Here is a 22,937-nt window from a genome sequence, read left to right on the forward strand (position 1 = left end):
GGTCAGGCCTCCATCAGCCGGGCGCCCTGGAGCAGGCGCAGCGACACGGTGTCGGGGCGTGCGCCACCGTCGTTGATGCTGATGCGAAGGCCGCCAGGCTGGGCCCGTGCGACGAAATCTGCCACCACCGCCTCCCAGACGTCGCCGTATCCGGCGATCGGGGTCTCGATGGCCACCTCGCAGGAATCCGGCGGCAGGACCCGCTCCAGCAGCACCTCCAGATTGCCCGAGGCGACCACGCCGGTGATCGCGTTCGGCACCGAGCCGGGCAGCGGCTTCTTCGTGGTGTGGCGGAAGGTCAGGGATTCCATGGCCGGTTCCTAGAAAGAGGACCCTTCATCCAAACAAGACACCTCATCCTGAGGTGCCGAAGCAGAGCGGAGGCCTTGAAGGAGCCCTCCAGAAATCAGCGCGATTCCGGGAAGGGTCCTTCGAGGCCGGGCTGCCGCCCGGCACCTCAGGATGAGGCGGCGGATGGGGCGGCCGGGCGTCTCGCCTTTCCTACCAGTTCCGGAACCGGGCCGGCGGCTCGTAGAGCCCGCCGGACCAGTGCACGAGATCCTTGATCGACTTCGCGGCGAGCAGCGCCCGGTCGGCGTCCAGCGGCTCGATGCCGAGATCCTCCGGTCGGCGGATGACGCCCCGGGCGCGCAAGGCCTCGACTTTCCCCCGGTCCCGACCCCGGCCGACCTCAGTATAGCCGGCCACCCCACGGATCGCCTGCTCGCGCTCGTTGGCGTCCCGGCAGAGCAGGAGGTTGGCGATGCCTTCCTCGGTGACGATGTGGGTCACGTCGTCGGCGTAGATCATCACCGGCGCCAGTTCGAGGCCGATCTTCTTCGCAAGCTCTAGGGCGTCGAGCTTCTCCACGAAGGTTGGGACCAGCTTCTCGCCGAAGGTCTCGACCAGTTGCACCACGAGCTTGCGCCCGCGCATCAGCGCCGGATCGCCGACGATCTGCCCTTCCCGCCCCGCCTTCATCCAGGCATCGGACGGGTGGCGGCGACCGTGGGGGTCCGAGCCCATGTTGGGCGCACCGCCGAACCCCGCGACCCGCGACTGCGTGATCGTCGAGGAATGGCCCATTAGGTCGATCTGGAGCGTCGCGCCGATGAACATATCGCAGGCGTAGAGGCCGGCTGTCTGACAGAAGGCCCGGTTCGACCGCAGGCTCCCGTCCGCACCTGTGAAGAAGATGTCGGGCCGCTCGCGGATGTAGCGGTCCATGCCGACCTCCGAGCCGAAGCAGTGGATCTGCTTCACCCAGCCGGATTCGATCGCCGGGATCAGGGTCGGGTGCGGGTTGAGCGCCCAATGGGTGGCGATCTTGCCCTTGAGGCCGAGCTTCTCGCCGTAGGTCGGCAGCAGCAGCTCGATGGCCGCCGTCCCGAATCCGATCCCGTGGTTGAGCCGGCGGATGCCGTACTCGGCGTAGATCCCCTTGATCGCCATCATGGCGATCAGGATCTGCGTCTCGGTCATCGCCGCCGGGTCACGGGTGAAGAGCGGCTCGACGTAGAACGGCGTGTCGGCCTCGACCACGAAGTCGACCCGATCGCCAGGGATGTCGACCCTGGGGACCTTGTCGACGATCTCGTTCACCTGTGCGACCACGACGCCGTTCTTGAACGCCGTCGCCTCTACGACGGTGGGCGTGTCCTCGGTGTTCGGCCCGGTATACAGATTGCCGTCCCGGTCGGCCGAGACGCCCGCAATCAGTGCCACGTTGGGTGTCAGGTCAATGAAGTAGCGGGCGAACAGCTCCAGGTAGGTATGCACCGCCCCAAGCTCGATCTGGCCGCCGTAGAGCATCTTGGCGATGCGCGCGCCCTGCGGACCGGAATACGAGTAGTCGAGCCGCTTGGCGACGCCGGTCTCGAACACGTCGAGGTGCTCCGGCAGCACGATTCCCGACTGGACCATGTGAAGGTCGTGCACCTTGCCGGGATCGCAGGCGGTGAGTGCCCGGGCAAGGCAATCCGCCTGTTTCTGGTTGTCGCCCTCCAGACAGACCCGGTCGCCAGGACGCAGAATCGCTTCCAGCAGGTCGACCACGGCGCCGGCCGGCACGACCTTGCCGTCCGCGTACGCGCGGCCCGCCTCGATACGGGCGTCGCGGGCCTGCTTCTCGCTGCGCCACTCGGTCATCCGCGCGCTCCCATCGGTATGCCGGATGCGACCTAATACGCCGCTCGGTATTTTAGAACCTGCGCTGATCACGGCTTCGTATACGGGATCGGTGAAATGTCAACGCGATGCATACTTAAGACAGCAACGATTAGCCCATCCGGGAGGGAGACGCTCCATGTCGAGTGCGCCGACATGGCCGCCGGTGCGCGCCGGAATGCCGGCCTCGCAGAAAGGACAACGCCTATGATCGTCCTGGGTGTCGCCCTTCTCGCCACCTCCACGCTGATCGACGTGTATCTCGGCAGCACCCTCGGGATTGTGTCGGGTGTGAAGGTCAATGTCGGCGGCCTCGCGGCCACCGATCCGAAGCTCGTTTCGTACGGCGCGCTCACCGCGACCTTCCACACCGGCATCGGCTGCCTGGTCGGCCCGTCGATCCTGTACCTGACGGTGCGCGCCCTCGTCGGCTGAGTCGCCCAGCCGTGCCGCGACGGCCGATACTCCGGACGATCGGATCGGGAATGGTGGATGAAAGCGTTCTCCTGCACCGTCCAATCCGAAGACCGGCAGCCGCGGCTCAGAGGATGGTGTAGGAACGGCGGATGCACGGCGATTTCCAGAAGATCGACAGCGGGCTGCTCTCGGATCGAATCCGCGACGCACTCACCGACGCCATCGCATCCGGTTCGATCGCGGCCGGCACGGCCCTCGACGAGCAGAACCTGGCTCAGCGCTACGGCGCCTCGCGCACGCCCGTCCGGGAGGCCCTGCGCCAGCTCGCGGCTTCGGGGCTCGTCGAGATCCGGCCGCGCCGGGGCGTCGTTGTGGCGCGACTGACGCCGCAGCGGATCGCCGACATGTTCGAGACGACCGCCGAGATTGAGGCGATGTGCGCCCGGCTCGCCACTTACCGGATGACGCCCCTTGAACGGGGGCGCCTGATCGAGCTCCATGAGGAATCCGCAGCGGCCGTCGAAGCGGGGGACGTCGACGCTTACGACCGCTTCAACCGGATCTTCCACGAGGCACTCTACACGGCGACCCATAACGGCTTCATGGCCGAGCAGGCCCTGGCGATCCGCGAGCGTCTCGCCGCGTTCCGCCGGACCCAGCTGCGGCACGCCGACCGGATCCGCCGGTCCCGCGAGGAACACGGTGAGATTCTGGCGGCGATCGCGGAGGGCGACGGCGAGACCGCCGCCAAGCGGATGCGCGCGCACATGCTCCGGGCGGCGGCAGCGCTTGGACGCTACATCGCCGAGACCGGCTAGAACTCGCGCCCTCAGCCGCGCGGCGCCGCCCCCGCGAGTGCGTCCGCGAGCCTGCCGATCCGCTCGGCGGCGTGACTGATCCCCACCGCCGCCCGTGCGGCATCCTCGGCCCGGCTCCTCTCGGCAGCCTCGGCGGCAGTCCGCAACTGCGCGACGTCTGCCTCCAGGCTGGCCAGCCGCCCGCGTACCTCCGCCAGCTCGTCTGCGATGGTGAGGGCGGCCATGACCTGCAAGCGCATGTCGCCGATCTCGCCGAAGCTCTTGCGCATCTCCGCGATGCGCCCGTCCAGCGTCTCAGCGAGGCCGGTGAGGTGAGCCTCCTCGCCCTCCCCACACGCCATGCGGTAGCTGCGGCCGTCGATGGTCACGCTGATCTGGGGCAAGAACGGCTCCGATGGGCGCTTCGGATGGCGGGGGCTCCGGCTCAGGGACGTCCGAGCACATCCTGAACCGTCTCGATAGCCCGGTCGAGACGGTGCCCGACCTCGCCGGTCGTTGCCTCGACCTCCGCGAGGCGGGCACTGGCGGCGTCCAGAGCCGCGGCGAGGCGGGCGCGGTCCTCGTCCATCAAGGCGAGTTCGGCATCGCGGCCGTCAGGCTGCGCCGCAGATTCGAGACGACGGGCGACGACGGCGTCCAGCCGGTTCAGCGCCGCGTCCAGCCGGGTCAGGGCTTCGTCGATCGGACTGGGGTCGGTCTCGTCGGCCATGGTTTCCATCCGCATCGGAGGGAAGCTTTCCGTCGAATGCAACAGGAATTCCAGTCCCAAATGAACTCGGTGGCTGGCATCGGTTCCATCGGGCAATGCCGCGCGCAAAACCCTGTTTATTGGTCGGTGGATCGCCGGTGTTTGTCACGGCCGCGCGTTTGACAGCTTGAGGCGCCATGCTAGACAGCCGCGCGCTCCCGAGAGGGACCGCGAGAGACATGCCGGATGGCCGGTCCGTGACAGTCCCGAGGCCTCAGCCGGCGCCGTTCGATCCGACGGTCACGGGCGGGGAAGCCCGGTCTCTCCCGGCCCGGTTCATCGCAGGTTCAAACCCGCCCGCCCAGATCCGCCCGGCCCGGACGGCATGGGGGCGGGCCGCCGAGACCGCTCCGAGGACCGCGCCCAGGGGTCCGGCGCGCGGTGAACCGCATCAGGAAGGAGTCACGCCGTGACGAAGGTTGCCATCAACGGGTTCGGACGCATCGGCCGCAACGTCCTGCGCGCGATCGCGGAAGCCGGCCGCAGCGACATCGAGGTCGTGGCGATCAACGACCTCGGTCCGGTGGAGACCAACGCGCATCTGCTCCGCTTCGACTCCGTGCATGGCCGCTTCCCCGGTGAGGTCGCGGTTGACGGCGAGTTCCTCGTGGTCAACGGCAAGCGCATCAAGGTCACCGCCGTGCGCAACCCGGCCGAGCTGCCCCATCGCGACCTCGGTGTCGACATCGCGCTGGAATGCACCGGCATCTTCACCTCGAAGGATAAGGCCAAGGCCCACCTCGACGCCGGCGCCAAGCGCGTCCTCGTCTCGGCTCCGGCCGACGGCGCTGACCTGACCGTGGTCTACGGCGTCAACCACGATAAGCTGTCGGGCGAGCACCTCGTCGTGTCGAACGCCTCCTGCACGACAAACTGCCTCGCGCCGGTCGCCAAGGTGCTGGACGAGGCCGTGGGCATCGAGCGCGGCTTCATGACCACGATCCACTCCTACACGAACGACCAGCCCTCGCTCGACCAGATGCACAAGGATCTCTACCGGGCCCGCGCCGCAGCGCTCTCGATGATCCCGACCTCGACGGGCGCCGCGAAGGCGGTCGGCCTCGTCCTGCCGGAGCTGAAAGGCAAGCTCGACGGCACCGCGATCCGCGTGCCGACCCCGAATGTCTCGGCGGTGGACCTCGTCTTCACGGCCAAGCGCGCCACCTCGGTCCAGGAAATCAACGACGCGATCAAGGCTGCCGCAGCGGGCCCGCTGAAGGGCGTGCTCGGCGTCACCGACCGGCCGAATGTCTCGATCGACTTCAACCACGATCCGCATTCGTCGACCTTCCACCTCGACCAGACCAAGGTCATGGACGGGACCTTCGTGCGCATCCTGTCCTGGTACGACAACGAGTGGGGCTTCTCGAACCGCATGGCCGATACCGCCGTGGCGATGGCCAAGCTCATCTGAGTGACACTGCCCGCCGCCACGTTCCGACGGGCGGCGGGCGCGAACTCGATTGGACGGCCTCACTTCGAACCAGGGACTCTCCAGGGATGACCGACGCTTCGCAGGGCACGTCAAGCGGGCCGAACGCCGTGCCACCTGCACCCCGGCCGGCCTCGCCGCCGCCCGTGGCGGCCGCCGCCCCCGCCGCATCGGCGCAGCCTCACACGCTCCCGGCCAATCAGCTTTTCGACCAACTCGCGCGGATCGAGGACAAGTGTTCTCGCATCGAGGACAAGTACGCCCGCTCCGAGGCTCTGCTCTCGCGCGTCGAGGACAAGGTCGAGAACGCTTCCAACCGGATGAACGAAGCCGCGCGCCAGTCCGATCTCGCAGCCCTGCGCACGGAGATGCGCGGGCTGGCCGAGCGTACGCGGCGTCTGCCGGGCACCGGCGCGCTGGTCCTGACCGCCGTCATTACGGCGATTCTGACCGTCGTGCTGATGGTGGCCGTGCAGCGGCTGAACCTTGACCGGCTTCTGCCGCAGCGGGCCGCCGCCATCGGCACCACCGCCCAGTAATCCCTCTTCACCGATACAGGACCGCATGAGCGCCTTCCGCACCCTCGACGACGCCGGCCCCCTGAAGGGCAAGCGGGTTCTGATGCGCGTCGACCTGAATGTGCCGATGGAGAATGGCCGCGTAACAGACGCGACCCGCATCGAGCGCGTCGTCCCGACGATCCGCGAGGTCGCCGACCAGGGTGCCAAGGTGATCCTTCTGGCCCACTTCGGCCGACCGAAGGGGAAGCGCGAGCCGAAAGATTCCCTTGAGCCCGTGGTCCCGGCGCTCGGCGCGGCGCTTGGACACAACGTCGCCTTCGCGGCGGACTGCATCGGCGACGCGGCCGCGCAGGCGGTAGCAGCCCTGAAGGACGGCGACGTCCTCCTCCTCGAGAACACCCGCTATCATCCCGGCGAGGAGAAGAACGACGCGGCCTTCGCGGACGCACTGGCGGCGAACGGCGACGTCTACGTCAACGAGGCCTTCTCGGCGGCCCACCGCGCCCACGCCTCCACCGAGGGTCTCGCGCACCGGCTGCCGGCCTATGCCGGCCGCGAGATGCAGGCCGAGCTCGACGCGCTGACCAAGGGCTTGGAATCGCCCCAGCGCCCAGTGATCGCGCTGGTCGGCGGCGCCAAGGTCTCGTCCAAGATCGATCTCCTCGAGAACCTCGTCGCCAAGGTCGACATGCTGGTGATCGGCGGCGGAATGGCCAACACCTTCCTGCACGCGCAGGGCAAGGCGGTGGGCAAATCCCTCTGCGAGAAGGATCTCGCCGAGACCGCCACGCGCATCCTGGCGGCGGCCGAGAAGGCCGGCTGCCGGATCATCCTGCCGGTCGACGCGGTCGCCGCGACCGAGTTCAAGGCGCAGGCGCCCCACGAGACCGTGTCGGTGGATGCCGTGCCGGACACGAGCATGATCCTCGATGCCGGTCCGCGCTCGGTCGCCGAGATCAACGCCGCCATCGACGGGGCCAAGACCCTGGTGTGGAACGGCCCGCTGGGCGCCTTCGAGCTCGCCCCGTTCGACGGCGCGACCGTGACCGCCGCCAAGCACGCGGCCGCGCGGACGAAGGCCGGCCAGCTCGTCTCGGTGGCGGGCGGCGGCGATACTGTGGCCGCGCTCAACCATGCCGGCGTGGCGCAGGACTTCACCTACGTCTCAACCGCGGGCGGCGCCTTCCTCGAATGGTTGGAGGGCAAGGCCCTGCCGGGTGTCGAGGCGTTGCGGGCAAAGGGTTGAGACGGCTCCTTGCTCTCCTCCCCCGTCGCCGCGACCCCATCTATAATGCCAGCCTTCATCAGCCGGCAGGCCGAGTCGATGAGTGACAACGTGGAGAACGCGACCTCCGAGAGGCTGAAGGGCATCGGCGCGAGCCGCGCCCAGGTGCTCGCGCGCTCCGACAGGCTCGAAACGCGCCTGGAAGGCCTCGAGGCAGGTATGCGCAAGAACCGGCGGAGCGCCGCCGGCATGCTAATAATGATGAGCGCGACGACGGGCGCTTTCCATGCGCGAGTGGCCGCTTGGGAGAGCATGGCGGGCTGAACTTCATCCGTCGAAGTGATGAGCGCTTCGGCGGAAGAAAGCGTTGCAGATCAGAGCGCCCGGCGGAGCGACAGGGTCCGGATCTGCCGGGCACGCCCTGTCGCCGTCGGCGATCGGACCACCTTACGGCAAACGGGAAGATAGTCACGATGGCACGCATTACCCTCCGGCAGCTCCTCGACCACGCCGCTGAGTACGAGTACGGCGTGCCCGCCTTCAACCTGAACAACATGGAGCAGGGGCTGGCGATCATGGCGGCGGCGGACGCCACCGACTCGCCGGTGATCCTCCAGGCGAGCCGCGGCGCCCGCGCCTACGCCAACGACGTCGTACTGGCCAAGCTGATCGACGGCCTTGTCGAGATTTACCCGCACATCCCCGTGTGCATGCACCTCGACCACGGCAACAACGAAGCCACCTGCGCCACCGCCATCCAGTACGGCTTCACCTCGGTAATGATGGACGGCTCGCTGAAGGCCGACGGCAAGACCCCGGCCGACTACAACTACAACGTCGAGATCACCCGCAACGTCACCAAGATGGCCCACTGGGCCGGCGTCTCGGTCGAGGGCGAGCTGGGCGTGCTCGGCTCGCTCGAGAGCGGCCAGGGCGAGGCCGAGGACGGCCACGGCGCCGAGGGCACTCTCAGCCACGACCAGCTCCTGACCGACCCGGACGAGGCGGTGAAGTTCGTCGAGGCCACCAAGGTGGACGCGCTGGCGGTTGCAATGGGCACGAGCCACGGCGCCTACAAGTTCACCCGCAAGCCCGACGGCGAGGTGCTGGCGATGAACGTGATCGAGGAGATCCACCGCCGCCTGCCGACGACCCACCTCGTCATGCACGGCTCCTCGTCGGTGCCGCAGGACCTGCAGGACATCATCAATCAGTACGGCGGTCAGATGAAGCCGACCTGGGGCGTCCCGGTCGAGGAGATCCAGCGCGGCATCAAGCACGGCGTGCGCAAGATCAACATCGACACCGACAACCGCATGGCGATGACTGGTCAAATCCGGAAGGTGCTCACCGAGAACCCCTCCGAGTTCGACCCGCGCAAGTACCTGAAGCCCGCCATGGAGGCGATGACCAAGCTCTGCAAGCAGCGCTTCGAGGAGTTCAACACCGCCGGCAAGGGCTCGTTGATCCGCCCGATCTCCGTCGCCGAGATGGCCAAGCGCTACGCCAGCGGCTCGCTCGACCCGAAGATCGGCGCCCACTGAAACCTCCCAAGCGGTTCAATGAGCAATAGCGCGCGTCTTGCCCTGCTGGGGCCTCACGGCCTCGACGCGAGCGGCACCGACGGTTTCACGGCGGCGTTGGAGGCCGCCTGTGAAGCCGGCGATGTCGCCGCCGTGATCGTGCGTCTCGCCGCTACCGACGAGCGCGGTCTGATCGCCCGCGTGAAGCAGATCGCGCCGGTGGCGCAGGAGCATGGGGCGGCCCTGGTCGTGGCGTGCCCGGGCTTTGCCGGCGACCTCGCCGCGGTGGCGATCCGCGGCGGCGCGGACGGCGTGCATGTCGACAAGCCGCGCGATCTGCCGGATCTGCGCGGCCGGCTCCGCGACGGCCGCATTCTCGGGGCCGGTGGCCTGGAAACCAAGCACGCGGCCATGGAGGCGGGTGAGGCCGGGATCGATTACGTGATGTTCGGCGGCCTCTATCCGGACGGTGTCGCGCCCGACCCGGAGACCGTGCTGGCGCGCGCCTCCTGGTGGGCCGAGATCTTCGAGACTCCCTGCATCGCCGTTGCGGCTGCTGCGGAGGAGATCGCGCCGCTGGCCGGGACGGGCGCAGAGTTCGTGGGACTGGAGAGCCGTCTCTGGCTGCAGGACCCCGCCGGCGTCGAGCGCGTGCAGCGTGTTCTCCAGGAGGCGGCTGCGTGAGGCACCGCGTTTCCCGCCCGGTCGTGACGCTCGTCGCGATCGCGAGTCTCACGGTATCGGTCTGGGCGGCCTCCGGACCGGCCGATCCGTCCAAGTCTGCCACGCAGCCGGCTGGCTCCTCCTCTGTTCAGCCCGGCAAGAAGCCGATGCCGGAGCTGCCGAGCCCCTACACGCCGAACTACACGCGGGGCGCAGTACCGCCGGCCAATGGCCAGCCGCCTGACTTCGCGTACGGGGCCTACCAGCGCGGCCAGTACGTCACCGCCTTTCGGGAGGCGACCAAGCGCATCGAGGCGAATCCCAAGGATGCCGCCGCCATGACGCTGCTCGGGGAGCTGTACAATCAGGGCCTGGGCGTGAAGCAGGACCCGGTCAAGGCCGCCGAGTGGTATCGCCTCGCCGCGGCCCAGAACGATGCCGCTGCCATGTCGTCGCTGGGACTGATGGCTCTCGACGGTCGCGGCATGCCGAAGGATCCCAAGGCCGGCCGCCGCTGGCTGGAACAGGCCACTGCGCATGGTTCGCCCACCGCCGCCTACAATCTGGGCCTTATCCTGATCGGAACAGGCGCGACCGCCGACGAAGCAGCCGCGGCCGCGCAATTCCGCAAGGCTGCCGATGCCGAGATTGGCCCGGCTCAGCACGATCTCGGCGTGCTCTATCTTCAGGGACGCGGCGTTCCGAAGGATCCCGGCAAGGCGGCCGAGTGGTTCCGCCGCGGGGCCGATAACGGGGATCTCGCCAGCGAGGTCGAGTACGCGATCCTGCTTTTCAACGGCACCGGGATCACCAAGGACGAGCGCGCGGCTGCCCGCTACTTCCTGCACGCCGCCTCGCGGGGCAACGCGATTGCGCAGAACCGCGTCGCGCGCCTCTACGCGGTCGGCCGCGGCGTTCCGAAGAACATGGTCGAGGCTGCGGCCTGGAACCTCGCCGCGGCCGGCCAGGGCCTGTCGGACGCTTGGCTCGACCAGACGCTCTCCGGCCTCTCGGGCGACGAGCGCAGCCGCGCGGAGCGCCTCGCCAACGAGCGGATCGAGCAGCGCTGACCGACTACACGTCGGCCTTCGACCAGTCGACGCCGGCCTCGAGTTCCGGCAGCAGGACGACGCTCTCCTGCTCGTTCGGATCGGTCCGGGCGATCACTGCGGTCACCGGCTCGGTCTGGCTGCGGTTGTAGGGCAGGTGCGGCACGTCGGCGGCGATGTAGACGAACTCGCCGGCACCCGCGATCGCGTGGTGTTCGAGGCGCTCACCCCAGAAGCAGCCTGACACCCCCGACAGGACATAGATCGCCGTCTCGTGCGATTCGTGCTTGTGGGCGTGGGCGCGCTCGCCGGGCGGGATCTCCAGCAGCTGCATGTGCAGTGCCTTGGACGCCACGGCCTCGGCCGAGATCGCCGGGCGGTAGAGGTGTCCCTGTTTGCCGCGGAATGGCGCACTCTCGTGCACCACCATGAGGCCTGGCTTCTGCGTGTCGGATCCTGAACTCATGGACCTTCCTCCACCGAAAAGGCGGGATCGACGGGCAGCTGCATGCCGTTGACCAGCGCGTTCGTCTGGTTCGCCGTGCCCACCACCGCCAGGAATTCCCCATACTGCTCCGGCGTCAAGCCTTTCATGCGGGCTGCGGCGGTGTGCGAGTGGATGCAGTAGGTGCAGCCGTTGGCGATCGAGACCGCCATGTAGACCAGTTCCTTGGTCAACGGATCGAGACTGCCCGGCCCCATGACGACCTTGAGACCGAACCACGTACGCTCGAGCAGGGCCGGATCATTGGCGAGACCGCGCCAGAAGTTGTTGATGAAATCGGAGCCGCGCGTAGCCTTGATGTCGGCGAAGACCGCGCTCACCCGCGGATCGGTCTCGGCCTCGGCGTCGCTCCAGAGCCTCACCGTGGCCATCGCGGTCACCCCTCGATCTCAAAGCTTGCAGGCGCCTTCGAGCGCCCGATTCTCGGCATCCGAGAACAGGCGCGAGCGGATATGGAAGCGCTTCTCGCGGCCGTTTTCCAGCGAGAACATGCCGCCCCGCCCGGGAACCACGTCGAGGATCAGGTGAGTGTGCTTCCAGACCTCGAACTGCGAACGGCTGATGTAGAAATTCGCGCCCCCGACGCTGCCGAGATGGACGTCGTTGTCGCTCACGAGGAAGTCTCCGACCGGGTAGCACATCGGCGAGGAGCCGTCGCAGCAGCCGCCTGACTGGTGGAACATCACGGGACCGTACTCGGCCCGAAGCTCCTCGATGAGTTCCAGCGCCTTCGGCGTGGCGGTGACCCGAAGCGGCGTACCATCGGCGCCGACTTGCTCCGCGGTGGTGGCTTCAACCGTCGCGTGCGTGCTCATGCTGCCCTCCCCAGTTGAGCGGTTGATATGCGTTCACGGGGCCGGATTTCCACTCGCATCGTGCGGCCAAGCTGAAGCCGGCTCGTGGTCTGCCGCGTTGGCTCGCCGAAATGCGCCCATTCCGGACGCTGTGCGGGGGCCTCGGGGCTCATGACTGCCAGGACCGTTCGCAGGGCTGCAACCTGCCTCGCCTTCGCCCTGGACGCCTCCGTGGCCCGACCGGCAGTCGCCGATCCGCTGACGCTTCGCGTCGAGCCCCGTAACCAGCCGCTTTTCGTCCAGCGCGCTTGAAACGTGGCTGGAAACCCGAATGTCACCCCCGACAACCCGATAGGCATCGTCGGATGGGACGGGCCGCCCGACGGTATCCCGAGCATGAGCGCCGATGCCGGTCCGATGCCGCCCGGCTCCATCGCCAACATACCCTTCGAGGGCCACGGGTACGGTCTCAACTGAGCCGCTGGATCGCGCTTCTGCTCGCCGCCCTAACGGCCTCCCCTGCCCCAACGCGCGAGGATGTCGATGCACCGGCCCGGAACGTCGAGCTGCGCACCTGCCTGATCCACATCGCGTGGATTGCGCCGCTCGACCCCGTGATCGCGGATCGGGCGTCGTTCTGCGGCTGCTGTGCCGATGAGGCGGTGCGAGACCGCCTCTGGGAACTCGAGAAGGCCGATGCGAATCTCGACCAGGGGGTCCACCAGCTGGTGGCCGATCGCACGATCCGCCTGCACGACATGAAATTGGTTGCCCTGGCCGCGTCCAGTCTGAGGCGCTGAACACAGCCCTCGAAAACGCCCCGGCCGCGAGGCCGGGGCGAAGTTGTCTCGGGGGGTTGACCCGGGAAGAAGCTCAGAAGAATCCGAGCTTCTTGGCCGAGTAGCTGACCAGCATGTTCTTGGTTTGCTGGTAGTGATCGAGCATCATCTTGTGAGTCTCGCGGCCGATACCGGACTGCTTGTAGCCGCCGAAGGCCGCATGGGCCGGGTAGGCATGGTAGCAGTTCGTCCAGACGCGGCCCGCCTGGATCGCCCGGCCGAAGCGGTAGGCGCGGGTCCCGTCGCGGGTCCAGACACCGGCGCCGAGGCCGTAGAGCGTGTCGTTCGCGATCGAGAGCGCCTCGGCGTCGTCCTTGAAGGTGGTGACCGACAGGACCGGGCCGAAGATCTCCTCCTGGAAGATGCGCATCTTGTTGTGGCCGCGGAACACGGTCGGCTTCACGTAGAAACCCTCGGCCAGATCACCGTCCTTGACGTTGCGCTCGCCGCCGGTGAGCAGCTGCGCGCCCTCCTGCTTGCCGATGTCGATGTAGCTGAGGATCTTCTCCATCTGCTCGCCCGAGGCCTGGGCACCGATCATCGTGGCCGGGTCGAGAGGCGAACCCTGCTGAATCGCCTCGACGCGCTTGATCGCCCGCTCCATGAAGCGGTCGTAGATCGACTCATGAACGAGCGCGCGGCTCGGGCAGGTGCAGACCTCGCCCTGGTTGAGGGCGAACATGGTGAAGCCTTCGAGCGCCTTGTCGAAGAAGTCGTCGTCCTCCGCCGCCACGTCGGCGAAGAAGATGTTCGGCGACTTGCCGCCGAGCTCCAGCGTCACCGGGATGAGGTTCTGCGAGGCGTACTGCATGATGAGACGGCCGGTGGTCGTCTCACCCGTGAAGGCGATCTTGGCGATCCGGGGGCTCGACGCGAGCGGCTTGCCGGCCTCCAGGCCGAAGCCGTTGACGATGTTGAGCACGCCCGGCGGCAACAGGTCGCCGATGACCTCCGCCAGCACCAGCACGGAGGCCGGGGTCTGCTCGGCGGGCTTCAACACCACGCAGTTGCCTGCGGCCAGCGCCGGGGCGAGTTTCCACACCGCCATCAAGATGGGAAAGTTCCACGGGATGATCTGACCGACGACGCCGAGCGGTTCGTGGAAGTGGTAGGCCACCGTGTCGTGGTCGATCTCGGAGATCGAACCCTCCTGCGCCCGCACGCAGCCGGCGAAGTAGCGGAAATGATCGATGGCCAGCGGGATGTCGGCGTTGGTCGTCTCGCGGATCGGCTTGCCGTTGTCCCAGGTCTCGGCGAGGGCCAGCAGATCGAGGTTCTCCTCCATCCGGTCGGCCATCTTGTTGAGGATCCGGGCGCGCTCGGCCGGCGCGGTTCGGCCCCAGGCCTCCCGGGCGGCATGGGCCGCGTCGAGGGCCTTCTCGACGTCCTGCGCGTCGGAGCGGGCGACCTCGCAGACGACCTTGCCGGTGATCGGAGAGGTGTTCTCGAAATAGCGGCCGGCCGCAGGGGCGACCCACTGGCCACCGATGAAATTCTCGTAGCGAGCCGAGAAGGGCGACTTGACCTTGGCGTCGCCGAGGAATTCCGGCTTGTTCATCGCTCTGTTCCCTCCATAGGCCCCGGCCTCGCGAACCGCGGCTCTTGGGCTTTAACTGGCACTCGGGCGGCCGCCTCGTCGGGCCGCATCCGCGTCCGCCATGGTCACAGCCAATGGCTTTTCGCCCGTCGAATCAAGATGGACTTTTGGCCAGTGCGCGAGTTCGGTGATCCTACGCTCTTCCAGCCGCCGCTGCGAGGGGACAATTCTCCTCGCGATCGACGCCGCACCAAGCCGATATTCCTCGTGGTTTTAGCTACGCTCGACCGATCAAGACTAGACATTCTATCGGCATGCGGACCGCCGCATCGGTCTTCTTCTTCGTGCGGCCGGCGGTGAGCCGGATCAGCGCAGCAGTACCAGCGGAAGGGAGATGGCGGCGAGCGGGAGCGCCGCCAGGGCTGCAGCCCGCAGCCACGTGGGTCGGTAGGCGAGCAACGACACGACAGCGAGCGCCGACCCCGTGAGCGATCCGATCCATTGGACCGGGCCGAAATTCCACCCGGCCGAGGCAATGGCTGCCGCGAAGGACAAGGCGAGTCCCGACCAGCCGGCCGCGCGTAGGCTCCGGATCCGCCGCCGGGGGACCGGGGTGCGGAACACCGCGCGATGGTGCCGGTCGAGGCTGAGCGCCAGGGCGGCGAAGCCCGAGAAACCGAGCAGCAGGCTCAGCGTCAGCGCCGCGGCCGTCATGCTTCGGCCGTCCTGCGCAGGGTTGCCTCGGCGCGGCGCGGCCCGACCGCCCCCCCGCGGGCTGCGAGCCGTGCGCCGAGAAGGAAAGACAGCCCGAGGACAGCCATGGCCGCGTCGAAGCTGAGGAAACGCGCCTCACCGACCGTGACGGCGTCGACGAGTGGAATCGCCAGGAAACTGGCGGCAGCCACCCCGAGCGCGGCCGGCCAAGCCCAGAGGCGCGGATAAAGGGCGGATGCCAGGGCGGCGAACGCCCAGGCCGTGAAGAACGCGCGGACCTCCCAAACGGCCCGGGCTTCCAGATCGATCGGCAGGACGCGGTTGGCGAGAAAGTAGGCGGCCAATCCGACCGGAAGGCCGGCTATCGTCCCGAGGTTGAGTACGCGCACGAGGCGCAGGGCGGCACCCTCCACACTTGCGCCCTTCGGCGCCCGCGCCACCGTCCAAAGCACGAGGCCGGTGGCCACCGTCGCCGCGCCGAGGATTCCGCAGAGGAAGAACAGGAGACGCAAAGGAAGGGCGGCGAATTGGGCCTCGTGCAGTCCGACCATGACGGCGCCGGTCCGGGTGGCCGCGCCCGCCACGCCGGTGCGCGAAAATTCCGCGCCCGTGTCGCCATCGTAGGCGATCTGCGGATGGAGATGCGCGAGGCCGGGCGGCTCCTCGAAGTACGCGGTCACGGTGGCGGCGGCGTCGCCCGGCATGTTGACCATGAGGAGTTCGGGCGCCTCGCTGGCTGTCGCCACCGCCCGCGACACGAATGCGCCAAGCGGCAGAAGCCGGCCAGGACGGCCTGCGGGTAGGCGCGACGGTGCCATGAGCCCCGCCTCGGCATAGTAGCGCAGCTCCTCACCGCGATAAGCCGTCGTCACACCCCAGGGCATGATCATCGGCGCGAGCGCGACGAGGCCCGTATAGACGATCATCAGATGGAACGGCAGCGCAAGCACGCCCGCGACGTTGTGGGCATCGAGCCAGCCCCGATGGGCCGACCGGTCGCGCCTGAAGGTGAAGAAGTCGGCGAAGATGCGACGGTGCGTGACGATGCCGGAGATCAGTGCGATCAGCAGGATGGTGGCACAGGCCGAGACGATCCAGCGTCCCCAGACCGGCGGAAGGCTCAACTCGAAGTGGAATCGATAGAGGAAATCGCCGCCGCGCGTGTCCCGCGCCCGCGAGGGCTCTCCGGTTGACGGGTCGAGCAGCGCCCTGTGGTACGGCCCCGCCGGGTTCTGCCACCAATAGACCTCGACGGCCGGGCTGGCCGCCGTCGGCAGCTTGATGGACCAGCCCGATGCATCTGGCATGACGTTGTGCAGATACGTGCCCGCGAGCGTCGCGGCCTGAACCGGATCGGGCGCGCCCTCGGCGAGTTCAGGCTGCATCCAGCGCGAGACCTCGGTGCGGTAGTAGCTCGCGGTGCCGGTCACGAAGATCGCGAACAGCACCCAGCCGACTACGAGTCCGGACCAAGTGTGCAGCCACGCCATCGACTGCCGGAAGCTTCGCGCCTCCTTCATGAGGTTGTCCCCGCCGCGAAGGCGCCGGCCAACCACAGAGCACCAGTGAGGAGCGCGGCCAGGAGACTCAAGGAGAGAGCCGCGCGGGCCAGGGTTCGGGCGGTGAACACCCAGATCACCGCGCCGGCCAGGATCGCGAAACTCACGAGCGTCGCCGTTGAGACGGCTTCCGCCCGGGAAAAGGGCAGGATTAGGGAGAGTAGTGCAGCTGAGAGTGCCGCGATAACGTAACCGCCCCCAGCTGCCAGGAGCACGCGAGCAGCCACCGAAAGCCGGTCGGCCGGACTTAGCCTCGCACCGGCGCTCATGGCGCCATCTCTCGTTTCCGTGAACTCATGGCGCGACCTAACAGCGGCCGCCTACGGGGTGCAACGGCTATGTTCCGGAACGATTCCAGTGTGCCGTCAGGTGCTTAGAACGAATTGAACACCGTCGCCGATTCGACACGCGAAGGCTCGGGCGTTCCGGACACGGCATTCCGCGCGGGTGCTCGCGACTGTGGTGCGACGAGGTGCGTGCCGGGACGGAGCTGCCGGTGCGCCCGGCCCGACGAGCCGCGATCAAGGCATCGCGACAGGGCGGCTCAGCGCGTCTGCGGTGCGCCCGGACTCCTGCGAGCGGAACGCTGGATCGCCGCGGCGGCGTCCCGCGCGCTCGGCGGCAGGTCACGATCGGCGTCCGGGTTGCGGACGACGGAGCCGGGTCCTGCCGCGGGCGCTCTCACCGTCCGGTCCGGCTCCCGACCCCAGGCATAGCCAGCGTTGAGGCCCGCGTAGAAGCCCGTGAAATCCCCCGCCCGCCCGGGGGCGGCCATGAGCAGGAGCAGGAGCGTCGACAGCAGCACTCGGCGCATGGCGGACCCGAAACAAGGAAGGCGGCGAACTCCGAAAGGAGCCGCCGCCCTGTATCCTTCTCGTGGATTGCGGCGGGAAAGGGCCGCCGCAGCTCCGTCAGTCCTCGATGTTGATGCTCTGGGCCTCGCGGCCCTTCTGACCCTCGACCACGCCCAGGGTGACCTGCTGACCCTCGGCGAGGGAATCGAGGCCGGCCCGGGACAGGGCGGAGCGATGGACGAACACGTCCTTGCCGCCATCGTTGACCGACACGAAGCCGAAGCCCTTGGCGGGATCGTACCACTTCACGGTGCCGCTCATCTCGACCGACGGACCGCTGGCAAAACGGCCGCCGCCGCCACCACCACCACCGTAGCCGCCGCCGGCACCGCCATAGCCGCCACCGGCACCGCCGTAACCGCCAGTGCGAGGACGGAACTCGCGCCGGGGCGCGGGCGCCTCGGCCGTCGAGGTGTCGACGCTGGTGACGCTCGTCACCTGCGGACCCTTCTGGCCCTGCGCCGTGGTCACAGTCAGCCGCGTACCCGGGAGGAGATCCGAGTGGCCGGCAGCCTCGACGGCGCGGATGTGGAGGAAGGCATCACCCGAGCCGTCGCCCAGCTCGACGAAACCGAAGCCCTTCTCCTTGTTGAACCACTTAACCGTGGCATCGCGCTCCGGCCCCGAAGCGACTGGAGCCGCGCCGCCGCGCGACGGGCCGCGGTCGTAACCGCCACCGAATCCGCCGCCGCCGCCACCGAAGCCGCCGCCACCGCCGTATCCGCCGCTGAGGGGAGCCTGATCAGGCCATCTCGGCTCGCCACTCTCGTCGAAGCCGCGCTTCTGCGGCCCCCTGAAATCACGACCACGTCCCATAGAAAGCTCGCAAAAACCGTCCGCCGCCCTTGTCTCGAATACCGCGTGCGCGCCATCCCAGACAGCCCACGCCCCGCACTATCATTACCCCAGGTCGCGGTAACCAAGAATAACGCCCCAGTCCTGACGCAATCGGGCCTTGACCGCAAGGACCTTCTTGGCCCAGACGCGCCCGTTTCGTTACTTTCTTGCGGCAAACAACGCAGGCGCGCGGGCCTGTGCGCGCCGACGTTTTCCATTCGAGGGAAGACGTTAGCGAAACGCAAAGGCTGCCCGGCTAGGTTCGGACGCGAGCCCCGCAACGCCGTCCGGCCATGATCGCGACCCCGACCTTTCCCGATCTCTCGGCCCTCGTCGTCGACGAGAGCCTCTACATCCGCCGAATCGTGCGCGACATGCTGATGCGGGTCGGCATCAAGCGCGTGCTAGAAGCGCCCGACGGCGCCGAAGCCCTCGGCGTGCTGGCGGAATCCAAGCCTGACATCAGCATCATCGACTGGGACCTGTCGATCCTGTCGGGCGAGGAGTTCATCCGCCTTGCGCGGACGCCCACGACCTCGCCCTGCCCCACAATCCCGATCATCCTGATGCTGGCCCAGCCGCGCCGGAACGTCGTGGACCGGGCGGTGGCGCTCGGGGTCAACGAGATCATCGCCAAGCCGTTCTCGCCGAAGACTCTGTGGTCGCGCCTCGACGAGGTGATCAACCGGCCCCGTCCCTACTCGCAGGTCAAGAGCCTCCTGCGCCCGATTCCTCGGCGGGCCAGCGCGATGAAGGCGGTCGCCTGATCGCGGGTGCGATCGGACGTTGCAGTTCCCGACCGAGCCTGTAGGGTCACAGATCAACAAAGGCCGAGCGCTGCGCTCCTGGCCGACCCGAAGGATCGACGGCCGCGCCGATGAGGGACGAGACCGCCGCGGCCGCGCCGTCCCGAATACAGACCGGCGCCGCGCCGCTTCAGACACCAGCCCCTCCGCCGGGCCGTGACCGCCGACGCGCCGCCTATGCGGCGCTCGACCTCGGCACCAACAATTGCCGGCTGTTGATCGCGGAGCCCACGTTCAGCGGCTTTCGGGTGATCGACGCGTTCTCGCGCATCGTCCGCCTCGGCGAGGGCCTCGGCACCTCCGACCGCCTGAGCGAGGCAGCGATCGAGCGAACCGTCGAGGCGCTGCGCATCTGCCGGACCAAGATGCAGGCGCGCGGCGTGCAGCGGGCCAAGGTGATCGCCACGGAGGCCTGCCGCCTCGCGGTGAACGGCGCGGCCTTCGTCGACCGCGTCCGCCGCGGCGTCGGTCTCGACCTCGAGATCGTCGATCGGCAGACCGAGGCCTATCTTGCCGTGACCGGTTGCGCCGCGCTCGCCGACCCGCTCGCCGAGTCCGTCGTGATCTTCGATATCGGCGGCGGTTCCACGGAGATCGCGTGGCTCGACGGTGCGGCCGCCAACCCCTCCACCGACCCGACCCTGCGGATCCGGGCCTGGGATTCGCTGCCTGTGGGCGTCGTCACACTGGCCGAGCGCCACGGCGGGGCTGAGGTGACCCGGCGCATGTTCGAGGGCATGGTCGAGGAGGTGGCCGAGAAGCTCTCCGCCTTCGCGCTCCGCGCTGCGGCCGCGGCGACGGCCTCGCATTTCCACCTGCTCGGGACATCGGGCACGGTGACGACCATCGCGGCGATGCACCTTCGGCTAGCGCGCTACGAGCGGCGGCGGGTCGACGGATTGTGGATGAGTGACGACGAGGTCACCGGGGCCATCGACGACCTTCTCGACACCCGCCTGGAGCAGCGCGCCGACAACCCTTGCATAGGGCGCGACCGTGCCGATCTCGTGCTGGCGGGCTGCGCGATCCTGGAGGCGATCCGCCGGGCCTTCCCGTCCGAACGGCTGCGCATCGCCGACCGGGGCCTGCGCGAAGGATTGCTGATGAACATGATGCGCGAGGACGGCGTCTGGAACAGGAAGGCCGTGCGATGAGGGGCCGCAATGAGTGACCGCCGCGGCGGCGCGAGTTCCGGCGGCGGCGTGCGTGGGGACCTGAAGCAGCGGGTGAAGACCGGCCGCGGACGGACCCTGTCGCAAAAGCGCTGGCTGGAGCGCCAGCTCAACGATCCCTATGTGGCGCGGGCCAAGCGCGAGGGCTACCGATCCCGGGCCGCCTACAAGCTCATGGAGATCGACGAGCGCTACAAGCTGCTGAGGCCCGGCCAGCGGGTGGTCGATCTCGGCGCTGCCCCGGGGGGCTGGTCGCAGGTCGCCGCGCGGGTGGTCGGCCCGTCGGGGCGGGTCGTGGGCATCGATCTTCTGGAGATCGAGCCGATGGCCGGTGTCGAGTTCATAACCCTGGACTTCCTCGATCCGGAGGCCCCGGCCAAGCTGACCGCGATGCTGGGCGGGCCGGCCGATCTCGTGATGTCCGACATGGCCGCCAACGCCACGGGTCATAAGAAGACCGACCACCTGCGCATCATCGGGCTCGCCGAGACCGCCGCGGAGTTCGCCCGCGAGGTGCTCGGGCCCGGCGGCTCCTATCTCGCCAAGGTGCTCCAGGGCGGTACCGAGGGCGCCCTGCTGACCGATCTGAAGCGCGATTTCGCGACGGTCCGCCACGTGAAGCCGGCGGCCAGCCGCGCCGATTCCAGCGAACTCTACGTTCTGGCGACCGGCTATCGCGGGACACCGGCTCGGGCACCGGCGCCCGACGAGGGTTGAGACCGACGGCGGTGCTGGTCGCCTGGGTGCTGTCGCTGTTCAATCCCGCGCCGTTGCGCCTGCGCCGGCTCGGCTATGTCCGGCAGAGCGGCCTGCTCCATGCCCGATCCCGCCGCTGTCGCGCGGCCTGGGCGCCGCATCTGGCGCAGGCGCGGAGCGTCGTCGCGACGGCCGCCGAAGCGACCAGGCGGCGCGGTCATGCCGTCGTGCTCGGGTCCGGGCTCCTCGACGATGTGCCCCTCGAGACCCTCGCGCGCTTGTTCGACCGGGTCAGTCTCGTCGATGCGGTGCATCCGTGGCCGACCCGGCTCGCCATCCGGCGCCATCCCAACGTGGCGCTGGTGACGGCGGAGATCAGCACCGGCCTGACCGGCGGTTGGGAAGACCTCTGCGCCGATGCCGACCTGATCGTCTCGGCCAACCTGCTGTCGCAGCTCCCCATCGTGCCGATGGATGCCTACGAAGCCCGCGGCCGCGAGGCGCCGCCGGAACTCGGCAGGCATCTCATCGAGGCGCATCTCGCGTCCCTGGACAGGCTCGCCGGGCGTGCGGATCGGGTTTGCCTGATCACCGACACGATGCAGCGCGAGGAGGATCGCGCCGGCCGTGTCACCGACAGCCTTGACCTGATGTTCGGCGTCGCGCTGCCGTCCGCCGCGGCGGCCTGGGATTGGGAGATCGCCCCATTCGGCGAGGTCGGCCGGCGACGCCGGCTGATCCACCGGGTCCACGCCTACCCGGACTGGCGGGCCGCGCGGTCCTGACTGCCCACAAAAAGAAAAGGCCGCCCCGGATCATCCGGGACGGCCCTTCCATACTTCAATGATCTGTCCGTCAGTCGCTTACTCGGTCGGCGCGTCCTCGGCGGGCGAGCGGCCTCCCCCTTCCTCCGCCACGCTTTCGAAGCGCGGGCGACGGCGACGGCGGGGCTTTGCCACGGGGGCCTCCTCGGCCGCTGCCTCGGGCTCCGGTGCCGCCGGCGGCTCGGCCGGGGCGACCGGGCGAGCGGGCGCCATCAGGAAGGCCGGCAGGCCAGTCGGCTCCTCGGCAATCGCGGCGGGAGCCGCTTCCCGACGACGCTCGCGACGCGGGGTGGGTTCGCCCTGCCGGACAGCCTCTCCGCGCGGAGCCCGCTCGGGCCGACCTTCCGGGCGTACCTCCTGACGGTTCTCGGGGCGGACCTCGGGCCGCACGCTCTCATTGCGCCCGCCTTCATAGCGATTCTGATCGCCGCGCGCGTCCTGACGGTTGTCCTGGCGCTCCTGCCGGTAATCCGGACGCCCGAAATCCTGGCGCTCCTGCCGGTTGTCCTGGCGGTTATCTTGCCGGTTTTCCTGCCGATAGTCCTGCCGCTGATAATCCGGGCGGAAATCCTGACGCGGCTGGTCCTGACGCCGGTAATCCTGGCGCCCGTTGTTGTCGAAGCGGCGCTGGTCACGGTTCTGGAACCGGTCTCGACCCTGGCGGCCGTCCTGGTTCATGTCCGGACGGCTCTCGTAGGGCTGCGGCTGCTGGCCCGGATCGCCGTCATCGTAGCCGCTATAAGCGTGACCGTTCGGAGATGGGCCGTTGCCCTGCCCCTCATCGTCGCCCTCTTCCATCTCGTCATCGTAGGGCCGGCTGGCATAGCCGCCCGTGTTCGCCGGACGGTTCTGCTCCTGAGCGCCCGAGACGATCCGGAAGTAGTGTTCACCGTGCTGGAAGTAGTTCTCAGCCGCTACAGGATCGCCTGCCGCGAGCGCGTCGCGAGCCAACTGCGCGTATTTGTCGGCGATGTGCTGCGCGGTGCCTCGGATTTTGACGTCGGGGCCGTTGGATTCGTACGAGCGCGTCAGCGGATTCGGACCTTTTGGCCGGTTGCGACCGCGCATCCGTCGATTTTGGTTTGGTCTCATCGGTCTGTAATGACCCTCGTTCACGCAAACGACTGTCTTCGGAGGCGCCCGGCAAGGAACTCGAGACGCGTACCGGCCAAGCGCACCCGGTGGCGCCGCGCCTGCGGCCGCTCTGCGACCAGCGCGTCTGTCTGACCATCCCTCGC

Annotated in this window: 28 protein-coding genes; 14 read left to right on the forward strand and 14 right to left on the reverse strand. The window is 68.5% G+C overall.

Annotation, left to right across the window (positions count from 1 at the left end; translation table 11 throughout):
* Positions 1 to 2: 2 nt before the first annotated feature.
* Both mdcC and mdcA read right to left on the reverse strand, forming a co-directional pair.
* Positions 3 to 311 carry a malonate decarboxylase acyl carrier protein gene (gene mdcC, locus ACYCO6_RS23130; protein WP_459763676.1) on the reverse strand — a complete coding sequence of 103 codons (309 nt, stop codon included), beginning with the start codon at positions 309 to 311 and terminating at the stop codon, positions 3 to 5.
* A 190-nt stretch (positions 312 to 501) separates the two neighbouring features.
* On the reverse strand, positions 502 to 2,148 hold the full coding sequence (gene mdcA, locus ACYCO6_RS23135; protein ID WP_459763678.1) for a malonate decarboxylase subunit alpha: 1,647 nt from the start codon (positions 2,146 to 2,148) through the stop codon (positions 502 to 504).
* A 225-nt stretch (positions 2,149 to 2,373) separates the two neighbouring features.
* Here mdcA and ACYCO6_RS23140 point away from each other — a divergent pair, with 225 nt between their 5' ends.
* Complete coding sequence (locus tag ACYCO6_RS23140; protein ID WP_459763680.1) at positions 2,374 to 2,601, forward strand: malonate transporter subunit MadL; 228 nt, start codon at positions 2,374 to 2,376, stop codon at positions 2,599 to 2,601.
* 131 nt (positions 2,602 to 2,732) lie between these two features.
* Positions 2,733 to 3,401 (forward strand): GntR family transcriptional regulator, encoded by a 669-nt coding sequence (locus tag ACYCO6_RS23145; protein ID WP_459763682.1) that lies wholly within the window; start codon positions 2,733 to 2,735, stop codon positions 3,399 to 3,401.
* 11 nt (positions 3,402 to 3,412) lie between these two features.
* Here ACYCO6_RS23145 and ACYCO6_RS23150 read toward each other — a convergent pair whose 3' ends face one another.
* Together ACYCO6_RS23150 and ACYCO6_RS23155 are read right to left on the reverse strand one after the other, a co-directional pair.
* Positions 3,413 to 3,784 carry a cell division protein ZapA gene (locus ACYCO6_RS23150; RefSeq protein WP_459763684.1) on the reverse strand — a complete coding sequence of 124 codons (372 nt, stop codon included), beginning with the start codon at positions 3,782 to 3,784 and terminating at the stop codon, positions 3,413 to 3,415.
* Between the two features lie 41 nt (positions 3,785 to 3,825).
* Positions 3,826 to 4,110, reverse strand: coding sequence for a DUF4164 family protein (locus tag ACYCO6_RS23155; protein WP_459763686.1), 285 nt, complete (start codon positions 4,108 to 4,110; stop codon positions 3,826 to 3,828).
* A 448-nt stretch (positions 4,111 to 4,558) separates the two neighbouring features.
* Here ACYCO6_RS23155 and gap point away from each other — a divergent pair, with 448 nt between their 5' ends.
* The 7 genes from gap (at position 4,559) to ACYCO6_RS23190 (ending at position 10,583) form a co-directional block, all read left to right on the forward strand.
* Entirely contained in the window at positions 4,559 to 5,563 is a 1,005-nt protein-coding gene (gene gap / locus ACYCO6_RS23160; RefSeq protein WP_459763688.1) for a type I glyceraldehyde-3-phosphate dehydrogenase, read from the forward strand.
* Between the two features lie 86 nt (positions 5,564 to 5,649).
* Positions 5,650 to 6,120 carry a hypothetical protein gene (locus tag ACYCO6_RS23165; protein WP_459763690.1) on the forward strand — a complete coding sequence of 157 codons (471 nt, stop codon included), beginning with the start codon at positions 5,650 to 5,652 and terminating at the stop codon, positions 6,118 to 6,120.
* A gap of 25 nt (positions 6,121 to 6,145) precedes the next feature.
* A complete protein-coding gene (locus tag ACYCO6_RS23170) occupies positions 6,146 to 7,348 on the forward strand; it encodes a phosphoglycerate kinase (RefSeq protein ID WP_459763692.1) in 1,203 nt (400 codons plus the stop codon).
* Positions 7,349 to 7,393: 45 nt separating this feature from the next.
* Positions 7,394 to 7,651, forward strand: coding sequence for a hypothetical protein (locus tag ACYCO6_RS23175; RefSeq protein WP_459763694.1), 258 nt, complete (start codon positions 7,394 to 7,396; stop codon positions 7,649 to 7,651).
* A 149-nt stretch (positions 7,652 to 7,800) separates the two neighbouring features.
* Positions 7,801 to 8,871: a class II fructose-bisphosphate aldolase gene (gene fba, locus ACYCO6_RS23180; protein ID WP_459763696.1), complete on the forward strand. Its 1,071-nt coding sequence runs from the start codon at positions 7,801 to 7,803 to the stop codon at positions 8,869 to 8,871.
* Positions 8,872 to 8,889: 18 nt separating this feature from the next.
* Positions 8,890 to 9,534 (forward strand): thiamine phosphate synthase, encoded by a 645-nt coding sequence (locus ACYCO6_RS23185; protein WP_459763698.1) that lies wholly within the window; start codon positions 8,890 to 8,892, stop codon positions 9,532 to 9,534.
* Entirely contained in the window at positions 9,531 to 10,583 is a 1,053-nt protein-coding gene (locus ACYCO6_RS23190; RefSeq protein WP_459763700.1) for a tetratricopeptide repeat protein, read from the forward strand. The genes ACYCO6_RS23185 and ACYCO6_RS23190 overlap by 4 nt, the downstream gene beginning before the upstream one ends.
* A 4-nt stretch (positions 10,584 to 10,587) precedes the next feature.
* Here ACYCO6_RS23190 and ACYCO6_RS23195 read toward each other — a convergent pair whose 3' ends face one another.
* From ACYCO6_RS23195 to ACYCO6_RS23205, 3 genes are read right to left on the reverse strand one after another with little or no spacing between them, the layout of a single operon-like run.
* Positions 10,588 to 11,028 (reverse strand): cupin domain-containing protein, encoded by a 441-nt coding sequence (locus ACYCO6_RS23195; RefSeq protein WP_459763702.1) that lies wholly within the window; start codon positions 11,026 to 11,028, stop codon positions 10,588 to 10,590.
* Positions 11,025 to 11,438: a carboxymuconolactone decarboxylase family protein gene (locus ACYCO6_RS23200; RefSeq protein WP_459763704.1), complete on the reverse strand. Its 414-nt coding sequence runs from the start codon at positions 11,436 to 11,438 to the stop codon at positions 11,025 to 11,027. The genes ACYCO6_RS23195 and ACYCO6_RS23200 overlap by 4 nt, the downstream gene beginning before the upstream one ends.
* A gap of 18 nt (positions 11,439 to 11,456) precedes the next feature.
* Positions 11,457 to 11,882, reverse strand: a complete 426-nt coding sequence (locus ACYCO6_RS23205; protein ID WP_459763706.1) for a DUF779 domain-containing protein — start codon at positions 11,880 to 11,882, stop codon at positions 11,457 to 11,459.
* A 344-nt stretch (positions 11,883 to 12,226) separates the two neighbouring features.
* Here ACYCO6_RS23205 and ACYCO6_RS23210 point away from each other — a divergent pair, with 344 nt between their 5' ends.
* Positions 12,227 to 12,661 (forward strand): hypothetical protein, encoded by a 435-nt coding sequence (locus tag ACYCO6_RS23210; protein ID WP_459763708.1) that lies wholly within the window; start codon positions 12,227 to 12,229, stop codon positions 12,659 to 12,661.
* 73 nt (positions 12,662 to 12,734) lie between these two features.
* On the opposite strand, the gene adh is transcribed toward ACYCO6_RS23210, so the two are convergent.
* The 6 genes from adh to ACYCO6_RS23240 form a co-directional block, all read right to left on the reverse strand.
* Entirely contained in the window at positions 12,735 to 14,258 is a 1,524-nt protein-coding gene (gene adh, locus ACYCO6_RS23215; protein ID WP_459763710.1) for an aldehyde dehydrogenase, read from the reverse strand.
* Between the two features lie 345 nt (positions 14,259 to 14,603).
* Positions 14,604 to 14,951, reverse strand: a complete 348-nt coding sequence (locus tag ACYCO6_RS23220) for a DUF3325 domain-containing protein (protein WP_459763712.1) — start codon at positions 14,949 to 14,951, stop codon at positions 14,604 to 14,606.
* Positions 14,948 to 16,471: a PepSY-associated TM helix domain-containing protein gene (locus tag ACYCO6_RS23225; RefSeq protein ID WP_459763714.1), complete on the reverse strand. Its 1,524-nt coding sequence runs from the start codon at positions 16,469 to 16,471 to the stop codon at positions 14,948 to 14,950. The genes ACYCO6_RS23220 and ACYCO6_RS23225 overlap by 4 nt, the downstream gene beginning before the upstream one ends.
* Complete coding sequence (locus ACYCO6_RS23230) at positions 16,468 to 16,779, reverse strand: iron transporter (protein ID WP_459763716.1); 312 nt, start codon at positions 16,777 to 16,779, stop codon at positions 16,468 to 16,470. The genes ACYCO6_RS23225 and ACYCO6_RS23230 overlap by 4 nt, the downstream gene beginning before the upstream one ends.
* Positions 16,780 to 17,054: 275 nt before the next feature.
* Positions 17,055 to 17,324, reverse strand: coding sequence for a hypothetical protein (locus ACYCO6_RS23235; protein WP_459763718.1), 270 nt, complete (start codon positions 17,322 to 17,324; stop codon positions 17,055 to 17,057).
* A 97-nt stretch (positions 17,325 to 17,421) separates the two neighbouring features.
* A complete protein-coding gene (locus tag ACYCO6_RS23240; protein ID WP_459763720.1) occupies positions 17,422 to 18,180 on the reverse strand; it encodes a cold-shock protein in 759 nt (252 codons plus the stop codon).
* Between the two features lie 314 nt (positions 18,181 to 18,494).
* On the opposite strand from ACYCO6_RS23240, the gene ACYCO6_RS23245 reads away from it, so the two are divergent.
* The 4 genes from ACYCO6_RS23245 to ACYCO6_RS23260 all read left to right on the forward strand — a co-directional run bounded on the left by ACYCO6_RS23245 (position 18,495) and on the right by ACYCO6_RS23260 (position 21,660).
* Positions 18,495 to 18,968, forward strand: coding sequence for a response regulator (locus ACYCO6_RS23245; protein WP_012317168.1), 474 nt, complete (start codon positions 18,495 to 18,497; stop codon positions 18,966 to 18,968).
* Positions 18,969 to 19,078: 110 nt separating this feature from the next.
* The gene (locus tag ACYCO6_RS23250) at positions 19,079 to 20,161 is read left to right on the forward strand and encodes a Ppx/GppA phosphatase family protein (RefSeq protein ID WP_459763724.1); all 1,083 of its coding nucleotides are present in this window, start codon (positions 19,079 to 19,081) and stop codon (positions 20,159 to 20,161) included.
* Between the two features lie 9 nt (positions 20,162 to 20,170).
* Positions 20,171 to 20,896, forward strand: a complete 726-nt coding sequence (locus ACYCO6_RS23255; protein WP_459763726.1) for an RlmE family RNA methyltransferase — start codon at positions 20,171 to 20,173, stop codon at positions 20,894 to 20,896.
* 11 nt (positions 20,897 to 20,907) lie between these two features.
* Positions 20,908 to 21,660: a hypothetical protein gene (locus ACYCO6_RS23260; protein ID WP_459773670.1), complete on the forward strand. Its 753-nt coding sequence runs from the start codon at positions 20,908 to 20,910 to the stop codon at positions 21,658 to 21,660.
* Positions 21,661 to 21,738: 78 nt separating this feature from the next.
* On the opposite strand, the gene ACYCO6_RS23265 is transcribed toward ACYCO6_RS23260, so the two are convergent.
* Entirely contained in the window at positions 21,739 to 22,767 is a 1,029-nt protein-coding gene (locus ACYCO6_RS23265) for a DUF4167 domain-containing protein (protein ID WP_459763728.1), read from the reverse strand.
* Positions 22,768 to 22,937 lie beyond the last annotated feature (170 nt).

The sequence above is a fragment of the Methylobacterium sp. CM6257 genome (genome assembly GCF_054611515.1).

Bases quoted from the DNA above. Each gene is read 5' to 3' on its own strand.
- mdcC (WP_459763676.1), bottom strand. From the start codon at position 311: ATGGAATCCCTGACCTTCCGCCACACCACGAAGAAGCCGCTGCCCGGC.
- mdcA (WP_459763678.1), bottom strand. From the start codon at position 2,148: ATGACCGAGTGGCGCAGCGAGAAGCAGGCCCGCGACGCCCGTATCGAG.
- ACYCO6_RS23140 (WP_459763680.1), top strand. From the start codon at position 2,374: ATGATCGTCCTGGGTGTCGCCCTTCTCGCCACCTCCACGCTGATCGAC.
- ACYCO6_RS23145 (WP_459763682.1), top strand. From the start codon at position 2,733: ATGCACGGCGATTTCCAGAAGATCGACAGCGGGCTGCTCTCGGATCGA.
- ACYCO6_RS23155 (WP_459763686.1), bottom strand. From the start codon at position 4,110: ATGGCCGACGAGACCGACCCCAGTCCGATCGACGAAGCCCTGACCCGG.
- ACYCO6_RS23165 (WP_459763690.1), top strand. From the start codon at position 5,650: ATGACCGACGCTTCGCAGGGCACGTCAAGCGGGCCGAACGCCGTGCCA.
- ACYCO6_RS23170 (WP_459763692.1), top strand. From the start codon at position 6,146: ATGAGCGCCTTCCGCACCCTCGACGACGCCGGCCCCCTGAAGGGCAAG.
- ACYCO6_RS23175 (WP_459763694.1), top strand. From the start codon at position 7,394: ATGCCAGCCTTCATCAGCCGGCAGGCCGAGTCGATGAGTGACAACGTG.
- fba (WP_459763696.1), top strand. From the start codon at position 7,801: ATGGCACGCATTACCCTCCGGCAGCTCCTCGACCACGCCGCTGAGTAC.
- ACYCO6_RS23185 (WP_459763698.1), top strand. From the start codon at position 8,890: ATGAGCAATAGCGCGCGTCTTGCCCTGCTGGGGCCTCACGGCCTCGAC.
- ACYCO6_RS23195 (WP_459763702.1), bottom strand. From the start codon at position 11,028: ATGAGTTCAGGATCCGACACGCAGAAGCCAGGCCTCATGGTGGTGCAC.
- ACYCO6_RS23200 (WP_459763704.1), bottom strand. From the start codon at position 11,438: ATGGCCACGGTGAGGCTCTGGAGCGACGCCGAGGCCGAGACCGATCCG.
- ACYCO6_RS23205 (WP_459763706.1), bottom strand. From the start codon at position 11,882: ATGAGCACGCACGCGACGGTTGAAGCCACCACCGCGGAGCAAGTCGGC.
- ACYCO6_RS23210 (WP_459763708.1), top strand. From the start codon at position 12,227: ATGGGACGGGCCGCCCGACGGTATCCCGAGCATGAGCGCCGATGCCGG.
- adh (WP_459763710.1), bottom strand. From the start codon at position 14,258: ATGAACAAGCCGGAATTCCTCGGCGACGCCAAGGTCAAGTCGCCCTTC.
- ACYCO6_RS23220 (WP_459763712.1), bottom strand. From the start codon at position 14,951: ATGACGGCCGCGGCGCTGACGCTGAGCCTGCTGCTCGGTTTCTCGGGC.
- ACYCO6_RS23225 (WP_459763714.1), bottom strand. From the start codon at position 16,471: ATGAAGGAGGCGCGAAGCTTCCGGCAGTCGATGGCGTGGCTGCACACT.
- ACYCO6_RS23230 (WP_459763716.1), bottom strand. From the start codon at position 16,779: ATGAGCGCCGGTGCGAGGCTAAGTCCGGCCGACCGGCTTTCGGTGGCT.
- ACYCO6_RS23235 (WP_459763718.1), bottom strand. From the start codon at position 17,324: ATGCGCCGAGTGCTGCTGTCGACGCTCCTGCTCCTGCTCATGGCCGCC.
- ACYCO6_RS23240 (WP_459763720.1), bottom strand. From the start codon at position 18,180: ATGGGACGTGGTCGTGATTTCAGGGGGCCGCAGAAGCGCGGCTTCGAC.
- ACYCO6_RS23245 (WP_012317168.1), top strand. From the start codon at position 18,495: ATGATCGCGACCCCGACCTTTCCCGATCTCTCGGCCCTCGTCGTCGAC.
- ACYCO6_RS23250 (WP_459763724.1), top strand. From the start codon at position 19,079: ATGAGGGACGAGACCGCCGCGGCCGCGCCGTCCCGAATACAGACCGGC.
- ACYCO6_RS23255 (WP_459763726.1), top strand. From the start codon at position 20,171: ATGAGTGACCGCCGCGGCGGCGCGAGTTCCGGCGGCGGCGTGCGTGGG.
- ACYCO6_RS23265 (WP_459763728.1), bottom strand. From the start codon at position 22,767: ATGCGCGGTCGCAACCGGCCAAAAGGTCCGAATCCGCTGACGCGCTCG.